A 13,013-nucleotide genomic window follows, 5' to 3' on the forward strand; every position below is an offset into this window, starting at 1 on the left:
GGTCCGCGTCCACGGTCCGCACCCCCCTACGGAGGTACCGGTGGCAGAGTTCGACTACGACGTGATCGTCATCGGCTCGGGCTTCGGCGGTTCGGTGTCCGCCCTGCGCCTGACCGAGAAGGGGTACCGCGTCGGCGTGCTGGAGGCGGGCCGCCGCTTCACCCGCGACACCCTGCCCAGGAACTCCTGGGACCTGCGCAACTACCTCTGGGCCCCGGCCCTCGGCCTCTACGGCATCCAGCGCGTCCACCTCCTCGGCAATGTGATGGTGCTCGCGGGCGCCGGCGTGGGCGGCGGCTCGCTCAACTACGCCAACACGCTGTACGTGCCGCCGAAGCCGTTCTTCGACGACCCGCAGTGGGCGCACATCACCGACTGGCAGGAGGAGCTGAAGCCGTACTACGACCAGGCCCGGCGCATGCTCGGCGTCCGGCTCAACCCGACCATGACGCCCTCGGACGTCCACCTCAAGGCGGCGGCCGAGAAGATGGGCGTGGGGGACACCTTCCACCTGGCACCGGTCGGTGTGTTCTTCGGGGACGGGAAGGACGCCGGGGGCACGGCGGGCGCCGCGCGGACCGAGCCGGGCGCCGAGGCGCCCGACCCGTACTTCGGTGGCGCGGGCCCGGCCCGCAGGGCGTGCACCGAGTGCGGCGAGTGCATGACCGGCTGCCGGCACGGCGCGAAGAACTCCCTCACCGAGAACTACCTCCACCTCGCCGAGCGGGCCGGGGCCGTCATCCACCCGATGACCACGGTCGTGGCCGTCACCGAGCACCCGGGCGGCGGGTTCGGGGTCGTGACCGTGCCCACCGATCAGCGGCGCAAGGCCCGGCCGAGGGTGCTGCGCGCGGAGCGGGTGGTCGTCGCCGCCGGTACGTACGGCACCCAGACGCTGCTGCACACGATGAAGGACAAGGGCCTGCTGCCCCGGATCCCCGACCGCCTCGGGCACCTCACCCGTACCAACTCCGAGGCCCTCGTCGGCGCCATGACCGACAACCGGCGCTACCGCAAGGCCCACGGGGTGCCGGAGGTCGACTTCACGCGCGGCGTCGCGATCACGTCCTCCGTCCACCCCAACGCCGACACCCACATCGAACCCGTGCGGTACGGCAAGGGCTCCAACGCGATGGGCCTCCTGTCGGTCAGCCAGGTGCCGGTGGGCACCCGCGCGCCCCGCGTGGTGGCCTTCGCGGCGCACTGTGCGCGGCATCCCCTGGTGGCCCTGCGGTCGCTCTCCAACCGCCGCTGGTCCGAGCGCACCATCATCGGCCTGGTCATGCAGTCACTGGACAACTCCCTGACCACGTACCGGAAGCGGAGCGGCCCGGGCAAGGGCCTGCTCACCGCCCGGCAGGGGCACGGCGCGCCCAACCCGAAGCAGATCCCCGAGGCGGCCGAGGCGGCGACGCTCATCGCGCGGGAGATCAACGGCTTCGCGGGCAGCAACGTCGGCGAGCTGATCGGCACCCCGCTGACCGCCCACTTCCTGGGCGGCTGCCCCATCGGCTCCGACGCCACGCAGGGGGTCATCGACCCGTACCACCGGCTGTACGGGCACCCGGGCATCTCCGTCGTCGACGGCGCCGCCGTCTCCGCGAACCTGGGCGTCAATCCGTCGCTGACCATCACGGCCCAGGCGGAGCGTGCGATGTCCTTCTGGCCGAACAAGGGCGAGGAGGACCCCCGGCCCGAGCAGGGCAGTGCGTACGCGCGCGTGGCCGCCGTCGAGCCCCGCAGCCCGGTGGTCCCGGAGGACGCCTTCGGGGCGCTGCGGCTGCCGTTCCTGGCGGTGCCGGAGGTGCCGAAGCGCGCCGAGCGGGGTGTCGAGCAGGTGTAGACCCACGCGCGCACGTGGGTCTGTGTTCCCGGGTTTATTCGGCGGAGTCCGCCTTACGGCGGCGCACGACGAAGACCGCGCCCGCTCCCACGGCCACTGCCGCCCCGCTGAGCGCGGCGATCGTCGGCAGCCCGGACGAGGAACCGGTCCGGGCGAGTTCACCGGTCACGGGCAGGGTGGACAGACTGCCCCGCGCGGCGGGCCTGTTGGCGTGCCGGGACGGGCCCGGCCTGGCAGTGGTGCCCTTGGCGTCGTCGACCTTGCCGGGCTTGCTGCCGACGGGAAGGACGTCGAAGGAGAAGATCGAGCCTTCCGCGTCGCCGCACTTGCCGTCGTGACCGGTGTAGGACCCGGCCTGGAAGGCCGAGCCGTAGCCGGAGGGGGCCTTGGCGTCGATCTTCAGCCGGAGCTTGGCGTCGGCGTACTGCCGGGGCCCGAGGTTCTCCGTCTCGGCGAAGTCGCCGAAGTCCTCGGGCAGGGGCTGCCAGGCCCGCTTCTGCGCGTCGTACCACTGCACGGTGAGGTACTGGCTGGTCTCCTTCCCCTCGCCCCTGCCGTCCCAGGTCCAGACGTCCATGTAGGCGACGACCGAACGCAGTTCCCTGTCGGAGGTGTTGGTCGTCCGGTAGGTGAAGTTCTGCCAGCCGGAGCCGGCCACGATCTTGCTGGGGAGGCCGAGGAGCTCGGTTCTGATCCGCGCCTCGTCCGAGTACTCCTCGCAGGCGTCCGGGGAGCTCGTCGACGTGCTCGAAGGGCCTGTGGTCGGGGAGCCGGAGGTGGCCGACGGCCCCGGCTCGCCGGTCGAGGTGGAGGTGGTGGCCGAGGTGGTGGCCGAGGACGGCGCGGCCGGGCTCGGGGGAGCGGAGGAGGCGGGCGGCTCCACGACGGGCGAGGGCGAGGTGCTGGGGGTCGACGACGCGGACGGCGTGACCGAGGGATCCGGCGAGGCGCTCGGCGCGGGTGACTCGCCGGTGGCGAAGGCGTACGGGGCGACGAGCAGTGCGGTGGGGCCGATGACAGCCGTGGCGGCGGCGGTCGCAAGAGCGCGGCGAAGCTTCATGGAGACCTCTTCGGGGTCCGAAGTGAAGGGGCCGTCGCGGTGGGGGGTGGAACGCGGTCATGGCCCGTGCGATTGCATGTACATGACCCGTGATCGACTCGAATGGTTGCGCGACCCTGTCAGGCCGGCGCCCGTGATTGATGTCACAGGGGGCGCGGAGATCGGCGAAGGGCCCCGTGGCCGCCTCCGCGGGGGGCGCGGGCGGTCACGGGGCCCTTGACTGCCGGCACCGGAGTCAGGGCAGGGTCGGTGCCGCGGAGCGGCGCCGGGGGAAGCGCCGCAGGTTCGTGAGGTCGTATCGGCCCGGGTCACTGGTTCAACCAATGACGGTGCGGGCCAAGGGATTTGGTGTCCCTCTGGCATCGTGGGGGATGTCCCTCGCCGGGCGCAACCGTTTCGACCGGATACGGTCGGTTCCAGGCGTCCCTGGAACCGACCGATCTTGGGTGGCGGCCGGGCTGCTGTCCCCTGCTGACCGGTCGCCGTGTCACCGGAGTGAGGTCCCACGACGTACGTGCTCGTACGTCTCACACTCCGGTGGATCCGCCCTGTCGTTGCCGGGCGCCCAGGTGAACAGGGACGGAAGCCACGCGTGGATTTCAAGTGGGCCGCTCCTGGCTGGCGCGGACAACGAGTCCAACGAAGGGCGTCGGGACGCGGTCACGCGCCGTACGGGTGACGGCGCCCGAACTCGGATCCGCGTCAGGTCCGCGTCAGATCCGTCCCCGGCACAGTTCCAGGAGGGTCATGGCCAGCGTGGTGCCGGGCTTGCCGAGCTGGTCGCTGAAGTGGGTGAGGATCTCCATCTCGCGGGCGAGGCTCACCCGGGGGCCGCCCGAGGCGATCCGCTCGCGCTGGATCACCGCCGAGACGGCCATCCGCTCCTGGACGAGCCCGATGATCCGCCCGTCGAGATCATCGATCCGTCCGCGCGCGTCGGTGATCAGATGGACGGCCTCGTCCGTGCGGGCGCCGGTCTCGGCGGCGGTCGGGGCCGGGGCGGTCAGGGGTGCGGCGGTCGGGGTGCTCATGTCCGTGTCTCCTGGGGTCTGAGGGGGTCTCGGGGGTTCTGGAGCCCCCAGGCCGGTCATCGGACCCGGAAAACGCAGGACGCCCCGGGCCTTGTCGGCCCGGGGCGCCTGGGAAGTCGCTGATCAGTGTTTCAAGCAGCACAACCATGGCAGCCGGTCGGGCCGGTGCCATAGGTAAACGCGAAGGTGAGCTGCTTAAACATGGGGCTCAGTATGAGCCCGTTAGAATGGAAAGTCCAACCCCCCGTTTCACCGCCGGAAGGCCGCCGAAGTGCCATCAGCGTCCCCTGCTGCCGCCCACGACAACGCCGCGGACCCCGTCCTCGTTGTCGACTTCGGCGCGCAGTACGCCCAGCTCATCGCCCGCCGCGTCCGCGAGGCCAGGGTCTACAGCGAGATCGTCCCGTCCACCATGCCGGTGGAGGAGATGCTCGCCAAGAACCCGAAGGCGATCATCCTCTCCGGCGGTCCGTCGTCGGTCTACGCGGAAGGTGCCCCGAGCATCGACCGCTCCCTCTTCGAAGCCGACGTTCCCGTCTTCGGTATGTGCTACGGCTTCCAGCTGATGGCCACCACCCTGGGCGGCACCGTCGACGACAACGGCGCCCGCGAGTACGGCCGCACCCCGCTGACCGTCTCCAAGCTCAGCTCCACCCTCTTCGAGGGCACCCCGGCCGAGCAGTCGGTGTGGATGTCGCACGGCGACGCCTGCTCCGCCGCCCCCGAGGGCTTCGTCGTCACCGCGTCCACGGACGTCGTGCCGGTCGCCGCCTTCGAGAACGACGAGAAGAAGCTCTACGGCGTCCAGTACCACCCCGAGGTGCTGCACTCCACCCACGGCCAGCAGGTCCTGGAGCACTTCCTCTACCGCGGCGCCGGCATCGAGCCCACCTGGACCACCGGCAACGTCATCGAGGAGCAGATCGCCTCGATCCGTGAGCAGGTCGGCACCAAGCGCGCCATCTGCGGGCTGTCCGGCGGCGTCGACTCCGCCGTGGCCGCCGCCCTCGTCCAGAAGGCCATCGGCTCCCAGCTCACCTGCGTCTACGTCGACCACGGCCTGATGCGCAAGGGCGAGACCGAGCAGGTCGAGAAGGACTTCGTCGCCGCGACCGGTGTGCAGCTCAAGGTCGTCGACGCGCAGGAGCGCTTCCTGAGCGCGCTCGCCGGCGTCTCGGACCCGGAGACCAAGCGCAAGATCATCGGCCGTGAGTTCATCCGCGTCTTCGAGCAGGCCCAGGCCGAGATCGTCGCCGAGGGCGCGGCCGACGGCGAGGACGTCGCGTTCCTCGTCCAGGGCACGCTCTACCCGGACGTGGTCGAGTCCGGTGGCGGCACCGGCACCGCGAACATCAAGTCCCACCACAACGTGGGCGGCCTCCCCGAGGACCTCGAGTTCAAGCTCATCGAGCCGCTGCGCCAGCTGTTCAAGGACGAGGTCCGCATGGTCGGCGCCGAGCTGGGCCTGCCGGACGAGATCGTCCAGCGCCAGCCCTTCCCCGGCCCCGGTCTCGGCATCCGCATCGTCGGCGAGGTCACCAAGGAGCGCCTGGACCTGCTGCGCGAGGCCGACGCCATCGCCCGCGAGGAGCTGACGGCCGCCGGTCTGGACAGCGAGATCTGGCAGTGCCCGGTGGTCCTGCTGGCGGACGTCCGCAGCGTCGGCGTCCAGGGCGACGGCCGCACCTACGGTCACCCGATCGTGCTGCGCCCGGTCTCCTCCGAGGACGCCATGACGGCGGACTGGACCCGGATGCCGTACGAGGTGCTGGCGAAGATCTCGACCCGCATCACCAACGAGGTCAAGGACGTCAACCGCGTGGTGCTCGACGTGACGAGCAAGCCGCCGGGGACGATCGAGTGGGAGTGATCCCACCGGCCTTCCAATAGGCCTTTTGCGCGATCAACGCCGATGCCGTCGCTCATTCGTTTGAGCGGCGGCATCGGCGTTTGCGGTGGGTACGCTGGCCGTACAGGCGAGACTCCGTCGTATGGGAGCAATCATGAGCGCCGCACCTGAGGACGAGGTCGAACAGCAGCAGTACGCGTGGCCGATCCCGCCCCCGGGCGGTTGGACGGCGGACGACCTCGATCGGATCCCGGGCCTCCCAGCGCATACCGAGCTGATCGACGGGAGCCTTGTCTTCGTGAGTCCGCAGCGGAAATTCCACACGCGCACCATGTGGCTGCTGGAGAACGCGTTCTTGGCACACATGCCGGACGACCTGGATGTCGACCGTGAGATGACGATCAAGGTGGACAAGTGGAATCGCCCCGAGCCCGACCTGCTGGTGGTCCATGCGAAAGCCGATACCGGGCCGGACCAGACCTGGTACGAACCGAAGGACGTCCTCCTGGCCGTCGAGGTCGTGTCGCCGGATTCCGAGGCGCGGGACCGCGACGTCAAGCCCCGCAAGTACGCGGCGGCCGGTGTGCAGTACTTCTGGCGCGTGGAGCAGAGCGACGGCCTCCCCGTCGTCTACACGTATGAGCTCGATCCCGCGACACGTTCCTACGGGCCCACCGGTGTCCACAGGGAGGTGCTGGAGGTGGACTACCCGTTCCCGGTCTCCATCGACCTGACCGCGATCAACCGGCGGCGCCGCGGGCCTGCTCAGGCCGACTGAGTCGTCGCACCCCTGTTCTCCTCGGGTACCCGGCGGTAGCTTCCGTTGCGTAGCCACGGAACAGCCCGAGGAGACCGTCATGCCGCAGCCGACCCCGCCGGAGCCTGTACCCACCGACCGGCTCCACTTCGCGATGCCGCCCCAGCACGAGACCGTCGAGGACGAGCGGCAGCACCGCAAGGAGCGGCTCGCGGCCGCGCTGCGGCTGTTCGGGCGGCTCGGGTTCGAGGAGGGCGTGGCGGGTCATATCACCGCGCGGGACCCGGAGTTCACGGACTGCTTCTGGGTCAACCCGTTCGGGATGTCCTTCAAGCACGTCACCGTCTCCGACCTGATCCTGGTGAACCACCAGGGGCAGGTCGTCGAGGGGCGCTACCACGTCAACCAGGCGGCGTTCGCGATTCATTCGCAGGTCCACCGGGCCCGGCCGGACGTCGTGGCCGCCGCGCACAGCCACTCCACGTACGGGCGGGCGCTGGCCGCGCTGGGGGAGCCGCTGGAGCCGATCACGCAGGACGTCTGCGCCTTCTACCAGGACCACGCGGTCTTCGACGACTACACGGGCGTGGTCCTCGACGAGGAGGAGGGGCGGCGGATCGCGACCTCCCTCGGACCGCACAAGGCCGTGATCCTGCGCAACCACGGGCTGTTGACCGTCGGGGACTCCGTCGACGCGGCGGCGTGGTGGTTCATCACGATGGAGCGCTCCTGCCAGGTGCAGCTGGTCGCGAAGGCCGCCGGGAAGCCGGTGCTCATCGACCCCGAGAGCGCGCTGCACACCCGCGAGCAGCTCGGCAACGACCTGGTGGCGTGGATCAACTACCAGCCGCTCTACCAGCAGATCACCCGCAGCGAGCCGGAGCTGCTGGGCTGAGCCCCGGGCTGGGCCGGGGTGACTTCCGGCCCGCCCGAGCCGGGCCCTCACCCCCGCCCGGAGGCGGGGGTGGCTCGTCCTTCCGGGCGCCTTCGCGGCGCTTTCGCGCTGCCTACGATGAATGAGTGCCGAGGCCTCGCCGCCTCGGCATTGTCACGCCCGGAAGAAACGATTCGGAAGAAGACTGGTAGGAACATGCGCCTCTCCCGCTGCATCGGGCTGTCCGCCGCCCTGGCCCTGACCGGCCTGGCCGTCACCGGATGCGGCGCCGAGACCGGGGAGCGGCCCGGCTCCGGCAAGCCGTCCTCGGCGGGCTCGGCGGCCTCGTCAGGGCCCTCCGCGCCGGCTTCCGTGGCCGCCCCGGAGAAGCCCGCCCCGCCCGCCGTGGAGCTGCCGGGCGCCGCCAAGGTCGTACGGCCCGAGATCGCCCCCGCGAACGGCGAGAAGGTCGGCGTGGGCCAGCCCGTCGCCATCGTCTTCAAGCAGCAGAAGGTCTCGCCCGAGCTGCGCGCGGGCATTGAGGGACGTCTGAAGGTCCGGACCTCGACGAAGACCGCCGGGGCCTGGCACTGGGCGGAGTCCAAGGGCGACACCCTCGTCCACTTCCGGCCCGAGAAGTACTGGCCGGCGGGGACCGAGGTCTCCCTCGACGCCCGTCTCGGCAAGGTCAAGCTGGCCCCCGGCACGGCCGTCGACCGCGACCGGAAGATCAACTTCACCATCGGCGCCGCGATGATCAGCACGGTGGACCTCAAGGCCCACCGGATGACCGTCGTCCGCGACGGCAGGACGCTGCGCAGCATCCCCGTCAGCGGCGGCGACGAGAAGAAGTTCAAGACCCGCGACGGCATCAAGACCATCCTCGCCAAGGAGGGCCGGGTCGTCATGGACTCGCGTTCCATCGGCATCCCGCGCAACCACCCCGACGGCTTCTACGGCTCGTACGACTACAGCATGCGCGAGACGGTCAGCGGCGAGTACGTGCACGCGGCGCCCGACAACGCCGAGTCCTTCGGCAAGGAGAACGTCAGCCACGGCTGCATCGGCATGTCCACGGCCGACGCCAAGTGGCTGTACGGGCTGAGCCTCAAGGGCGACGTCGTGCAGGTCACGGGCAGTTCCGGCAAGCCCATGGACACCTTCGGCAACGGCTACGGCGACTGGAACCTCAGCTGGGAGCAGTGGCTGAAGGGCAGCGCGCTCGGCGTCCGCACCGGCTGACCGGCCCGCTCGTCGTCCCTGACACGGGTGACGGGGTTGTCCACAGCCCTGTGGTTGTCCACAGGGCTGAACGCGTTCCGCCCGACGTACGTATGGTCGGGGCGAGGGCAATGGGCGGGGCGAGGGCGGAGAGGTGGCGGGTGGCATGGCGTTCACAGGCCGTACGGACACGGTCGGCGGCGGCGCGGACCGGCGGTCCGCCCTCTCGCGGTACGCGCTGCTGCCGCTGCGTATTTTCCTGGGCGTCACGTTCGTCTACGCCGGGCTCGACAAGCTCACCGACTCGGCCTTCCTGGCGAGCAGCGGCCCGGGTTCCCTCGGTGAGCTCATGCGCGCGGTGCGGGGCAGCGCCGCGATCCCCGGCCTCGTCGACCTGGCGCTGAAGAACCCCGTCGGCTTCGGCTACGCCATCGGCATCGGCGAGCTGGCGGTCGGCATAGCCACCCTGCTGGGGCTGTTCGCCCGGGTGGCGGCGGTCGGTGGCGCCCTCATTTCCCTCAGCCTGTGGCTGACGGTGAGCTGGGCGACCACGCCCTACTACTACGGCAACGACCTCGCCTATCTGATGGCCTGGCTGCCGCTGGTCCTCGCGGGCGCGCCCATATTTTCCGCCGATGCCGCGTTGCGCGGTCGCCGGGGCCGCCGGGCCTTCCGGGGACGGCGCGGTCGGCATGGCGGGCTGCCGGCCTGATCCGGCTGTCTTGCCGCCTGCGCGGAGAGCGCCCTGCGGGCGCGTCCTCAATCGCCGGACGGGCTCGAATCAGCCCGTCCGGCGATTGAGGACACCGCCGCGCAGCGGAGGTGCGCACTCCACCGCTTCAATCCCGGTCACCCCGACCGTCCGGGCTCCCGGTCGCCAGGCTCCGCGCCGAGCTCACGGCGGCGGCGCACGGAGACGGCGAGAGCGGAGACCATGCCGGAGACGCAGAGGGAGATGCCCAGGGCCGGCAGCAGCACGTAGGCGGGGAAGTGCCACCGGCCCGCGGCCGCGGCCAGATAGGCCGCGCAGCCGCCCAGGAGGACGAGTCCGATGACGAGCTTGCCCGGTTCGAAGTCATGGCGTCGCACGGGTCACCTCCACCTGGCCGATACCGACCTCGAGCCTGATCTCCAGCGTGCCGCGCGAGGTGTGTCCGGCGGGCGGCGGCAGGGTGATCCGTTTGCGTTGTCCGGGGCTGATGTCGATGTCGTCGCGCTGCTCGCCGGGCAGCTGGATGTCGCCGAGGCCGACCTTGACGTCGAGCCGGGCCGTGACGTCCGGGGGCACGATGACCTTGAGCTGCCCGGCGCCCGCCTCGGCGCTCGTGCCGATCGCCTTGTCCTTCGGCCAGGCGACACCCGACAGGTCGAGCACGCCCACGCCGCTGCCCACCGCGTAGTGGTCCCGGACCTCCGCCGCGCCGGCCGGGCGCCAGGTCCTGTGGGTCCAGTCGGCCGTCACCGACTCCGGCAGCGCTGCGGCGCCCGTGAGCAGAACCCCGGTCAGCATGGCCGCGAAGACGGTCCCGCCGCCCGTGCGCCCGTACAGCGCGCTCGTCGCGATGCCGAGGCCGAAGACGCCGAGCGCGCACGCGAGGCCGATCTCCAGGGAGGTGCCGAGCGCCCGGTCGTGCCGGGTCAGCCCGGTGCCGAGCGCGAAGGCGGCCAGCGCCAGCAGGAAGACCCAGCCGCCCAGCGCCCGCCCGGCCGGCTGCGGCGCGGAGGAGGCCGGGGGGAAGGGCGGGCGGGCGGCCGCGGCCTTCGGTTTGTGCAGGCCGCCCAACGGGCCGTGGCCGCCGTGCAGGCCGTGGCCGAGGCCGAGGCCGTGACGGTGGCTTCGGGCGGGGGCCGGGCCGGTGTCCGGGCCGTCGTCGGGACCCCACAAATAGCCCGTGCTCGTGGGGGCCGGGCCCGTCATGCCGTCCTTGACGATCGGGTCGCGCCACCAGGAGGGCGTGCCCGGCGTGGGCGGTGCCTTCGTCTCCGGCGGGGCCTCCACCGTTTTCTGGGTGGCGGGTGCGTCCTCCTCGCCGTCGGCGGGCCGGTGGTGCTGCGACCAATAGGCCGCGCCGACGATCGCGACGGTCAGCGCCAGCGAGAAGGCCATCGCCCCGCTGTTGTTGAGCATCGACAGGAACAGGCCGCAGCCCACCAGTGCGCAGAGCAGCGCGGTCAGGGCCGGGCCCTCGACCCGGCCCGACAGCATCCGGCGGGCCTCGTTCTCCTCCTCGCCCTCCAGCGGGATGAGCAGCCACGCCAGCCCGTAGACGATCAGGCCCAGCCCGCCGGTGACCCCGAGCACGCCCAGCACCACCCGGAAGACGACCGGGTCCAGGTCGAAGCAGCGGCCGAGGCCCCCGCAGACACCGGAGAGCACCTTGTGCTCACGGCTGCGCCGCAAGGGCGGCCTGGCGCCCGGCGGCGGGTCGGCCGCCGGGTCCGCGGGCCGGGAGCCCTGGGCGGTTGGTGCGTCGGTCATACGGACATGGTGTCAACCGGGCGGTGCGAACGGCATCCGTGGGGACCCTGCTCGTTCCCTGAGATTTCCCCTGAGACGGTGGCGGATATCGTGGCGCATCGAACACGCATGGGGGAACCGGAGGGGCGCACGGTGTCTGAGTCAGTGTCCGGGGCTGCGTCCGGGTGGCCCGAGGCGGCCGGACCGCGGCCGGACCGCGGTCTGCTGATCGCCGGGCGGTACCGGCTCCTGGAGCGTGTGGGCCGCGGCGGCATGGGCACCGTCTGGCGTGCCGAGGACGAGTTGCTGGACCGTCAGGTGGCGCTCAAGCAGCTGCACGTCTCCCCGTATCTGGAGGAGGACGAGCTCGCCACCCTCTACGAGCGCACCCGCCGCGAGGCGCGCAGCGCGGCCCGTATCAACCACCCCAATGTGGTCGTCGTCCACGATGTGGTCGAGCACGACGGACTGCCGTGCATCGTGATGGAGTACGTGCCGTCGAGGACGCTCGGTGACGTGCTCCGGCAGGGCACCGTCTCGCCGGACGAGGCGGCCCGTATCGGGCGCGGCATGATCGCGGCGCTGCGGGCGGCCCACGCGGCCGGGGTGCTGCACCGCGACGTCAAGCCCGGCAATGTGCTGCTCGGCGAGGACGGGCGGGTCGTGCTCACGGACTTCGGCATCGCCCAGTCCACCGGCACGTCGACGCTGACCAAGACGGGCGAGATGGTCGGTTCGATCGACTACATCGCGCCCGAGCGGGTCAAAGGAGCCAAGCCGGGCCCTGCGTCCGACCTGTGGGCGCTCGGCGCGACGCTGTATCAGGCGCTGGAAGGGCGACCGCCGTTCCGCAAGGACACCGCCGTCGAGACGGCCTACGCCATCGCCATGGACCCGCTGGAACCGCCCCTGCAGGCGGGGCCGCTGACCCGGCTGATCGAGACCCTGCTCGCCAAGGAACCGGACCTGCGCCCGCCGGCCGAGCTGGCCGAGCAGATCCTGCGCGAGCCGGTGGCCGAGGTGGAGACGGCGTATCTGCGCATACCGGAGCAGCAGGGCGAGCGCACGACGGTCACCACCTGTGCGCCCACGGCCGTCGAGCCTTCCGGGCGCGACGAGTCGGCCGAGCCGCCGGAGCCGCGCGAGGCCGCGGACACAGCGGGGACGGTCGCTCCGTCAAAAGCCTCTGGCACGGCGGGGGAGCGGGCAGCGGGTGCCGCGCGCGAAGACGGCCGCCGCCGGACCCGCAGGCTCCTGTGGGGCGCGACCGCCACCGTCGTCGCCGCCGGGCTCGCGGCGGGCGCGTTCTTCATGACGTGGGACGCCGGACCCGGCCAGGACACCGACCCCAGGGCGGCCGCTTCCCAGGGCGGTGAGCGGCGCACCGGCCGGCCCGCCGACCCGTCTCCGGCCGCCTGGAAGCCACCGCCCGTCCCGGCGGGCTACCACCTGGTGGAGGAGAAGCGGCTCGGCGTCTCCTTCCCCGTGCCCAACGGCTGGACCCGTAAGGAGAAGTCGCCCGTCGAGGTCGACTACATCGCCCCGGGCGGGCTCGTCGGCCTCAAGGTCAACGTCCTCGACTTCGCGAGCCCCGACCACCTCCGGCACTGGAAGGAGGTCGAGGAGCAGCTCAAGACGGAGGTCGACGGTTACCGGCTGGGCCGGATGCAGGAGACCAAGTTCCGGGGCGAGCCCGCGGCGGTGTGGGAGTTCACCTTCAAGGGCCGGGTCCGTGAGTTCCGGGCCATCGACCTCGGGTTCGGCCGGGAGGGCGGCAACGAGTACGCCCTCTACCTCTCCGCGCCGAAGGACGAGTGGAACCGGCACGTCTCCGTCTTCAACGTGCTCCGTGACGGCTTCCGGCCGGGGCCGGGCGGACCGGGCTCGTAGGGGGCGGGCTCTTCCCCGGGCGCTTCCTCG

The 13,013-nt window shown here is 71.6% G+C and carries 11 protein-coding genes; 7 read left to right on the plus strand and 4 right to left on the minus strand.

Annotated features, from left to right (window positions below):
* The first annotated feature begins 40 nt into the window (after positions 1 to 40).
* Positions 41 to 1,843 (plus strand): GMC family oxidoreductase N-terminal domain-containing protein, encoded by a 1,803-nt coding sequence (locus JO379_RS20665; RefSeq protein WP_165451590.1) that lies wholly within the window; start codon positions 41 to 43, stop codon positions 1,841 to 1,843.
* Between the two features lie 34 nt (positions 1,844 to 1,877).
* Here JO379_RS20665 and JO379_RS20670 read toward each other — a convergent pair whose 3' ends face one another.
* Complete coding sequence (locus tag JO379_RS20670; protein ID WP_209516308.1) at positions 1,878 to 2,903, minus strand: LAETG motif-containing sortase-dependent surface protein; 1,026 nt, start codon at positions 2,901 to 2,903, stop codon at positions 1,878 to 1,880.
* Positions 2,904 to 3,616: 713 nt separating this feature from the next.
* Entirely contained in the window at positions 3,617 to 3,934 is a 318-nt protein-coding gene (locus tag JO379_RS20675; protein WP_130879449.1) for a chorismate mutase, read from the minus strand.
* A gap of 271 nt (positions 3,935 to 4,205) precedes the next feature.
* On the opposite strand from JO379_RS20675, the gene guaA reads away from it, so the two are divergent.
* The 5 genes from guaA to JO379_RS20700 all read left to right on the plus strand — a co-directional run bounded on the left by guaA (position 4,206) and on the right by JO379_RS20700 (position 9,347).
* A complete protein-coding gene (gene guaA / locus JO379_RS20680) occupies positions 4,206 to 5,804 on the plus strand; it encodes a glutamine-hydrolyzing GMP synthase (RefSeq protein ID WP_209516310.1) in 1,599 nt (532 codons plus the stop codon).
* Between the two features lie 133 nt (positions 5,805 to 5,937).
* Positions 5,938 to 6,561: a Uma2 family endonuclease gene (locus JO379_RS20685; RefSeq protein WP_130879451.1), complete on the plus strand. Its 624-nt coding sequence runs from the start codon at positions 5,938 to 5,940 to the stop codon at positions 6,559 to 6,561.
* Between the two features lie 79 nt (positions 6,562 to 6,640).
* Positions 6,641 to 7,435 (plus strand): class II aldolase/adducin family protein, encoded by a 795-nt coding sequence (locus tag JO379_RS20690; protein ID WP_209516312.1) that lies wholly within the window; start codon positions 6,641 to 6,643, stop codon positions 7,433 to 7,435.
* A 195-nt stretch (positions 7,436 to 7,630) separates the two neighbouring features.
* Complete coding sequence (locus tag JO379_RS20695; protein ID WP_130879453.1) at positions 7,631 to 8,656, plus strand: L,D-transpeptidase; 1,026 nt, start codon at positions 7,631 to 7,633, stop codon at positions 8,654 to 8,656.
* 145 nt (positions 8,657 to 8,801) lie between these two features.
* Complete coding sequence (locus tag JO379_RS20700) at positions 8,802 to 9,347, plus strand: DoxX family protein (protein WP_130879454.1); 546 nt, start codon at positions 8,802 to 8,804, stop codon at positions 9,345 to 9,347.
* 137 nt (positions 9,348 to 9,484) lie between these two features.
* On the opposite strand, the gene JO379_RS20705 is transcribed toward JO379_RS20700, so the two are convergent.
* Positions 9,485 to 9,724 carry a hypothetical protein gene (locus tag JO379_RS20705; protein WP_209516315.1) on the minus strand — a complete coding sequence of 80 codons (240 nt, stop codon included), beginning with the start codon at positions 9,722 to 9,724 and terminating at the stop codon, positions 9,485 to 9,487.
* Positions 9,711 to 11,114 (minus strand): PspC domain-containing protein, encoded by a 1,404-nt coding sequence (locus JO379_RS20710; RefSeq protein ID WP_209516317.1) that lies wholly within the window; start codon positions 11,112 to 11,114, stop codon positions 9,711 to 9,713. Before JO379_RS20710 ends, JO379_RS20705 begins: the two co-directional genes overlap by 14 nt.
* A gap of 132 nt (positions 11,115 to 11,246) precedes the next feature.
* Between JO379_RS20710 and JO379_RS20715 the strand changes: the two genes are divergently transcribed.
* Positions 11,247 to 12,983 carry a serine/threonine-protein kinase gene (locus tag JO379_RS20715; protein ID WP_307842083.1) on the plus strand — a complete coding sequence of 579 codons (1,737 nt, stop codon included), beginning with the start codon at positions 11,247 to 11,249 and terminating at the stop codon, positions 12,981 to 12,983.
* Positions 12,984 to 13,013 lie beyond the last annotated feature (30 nt).

Origin of the sequence: Streptomyces syringium, from assembly GCF_017876625.1 — a bacterium.
Classification (GTDB): Bacteria; Actinomycetota; Actinomycetes; order Streptomycetales; family Streptomycetaceae; genus Streptomyces; species Streptomyces syringius.

Coding starts and splice junctions, on each gene's coding strand:
- JO379_RS20700 (WP_130879454.1), top strand. CDS start 8,802: ATGGCGTTCACAGGCCGTACGGACACGGTCGGCGGCGGCGCGGACCGG.
- JO379_RS20690 (WP_209516312.1), top strand. CDS start 6,641: ATGCCGCAGCCGACCCCGCCGGAGCCTGTACCCACCGACCGGCTCCAC.
- JO379_RS20685 (WP_130879451.1), top strand. CDS start 5,938: ATGAGCGCCGCACCTGAGGACGAGGTCGAACAGCAGCAGTACGCGTGG.
- JO379_RS20710 (WP_209516317.1), bottom strand. CDS start 11,114: ATGACCGACGCACCAACCGCCCAGGGCTCCCGGCCCGCGGACCCGGCG.
- JO379_RS20670 (WP_209516308.1), bottom strand. CDS start 2,903: ATGAAGCTTCGCCGCGCTCTTGCGACCGCCGCCGCCACGGCTGTCATC.
- JO379_RS20675 (WP_130879449.1), bottom strand. CDS start 3,934: ATGAGCACCCCGACCGCCGCACCCCTGACCGCCCCGGCCCCGACCGCC.
- JO379_RS20695 (WP_130879453.1), top strand. CDS start 7,631: ATGCGCCTCTCCCGCTGCATCGGGCTGTCCGCCGCCCTGGCCCTGACC.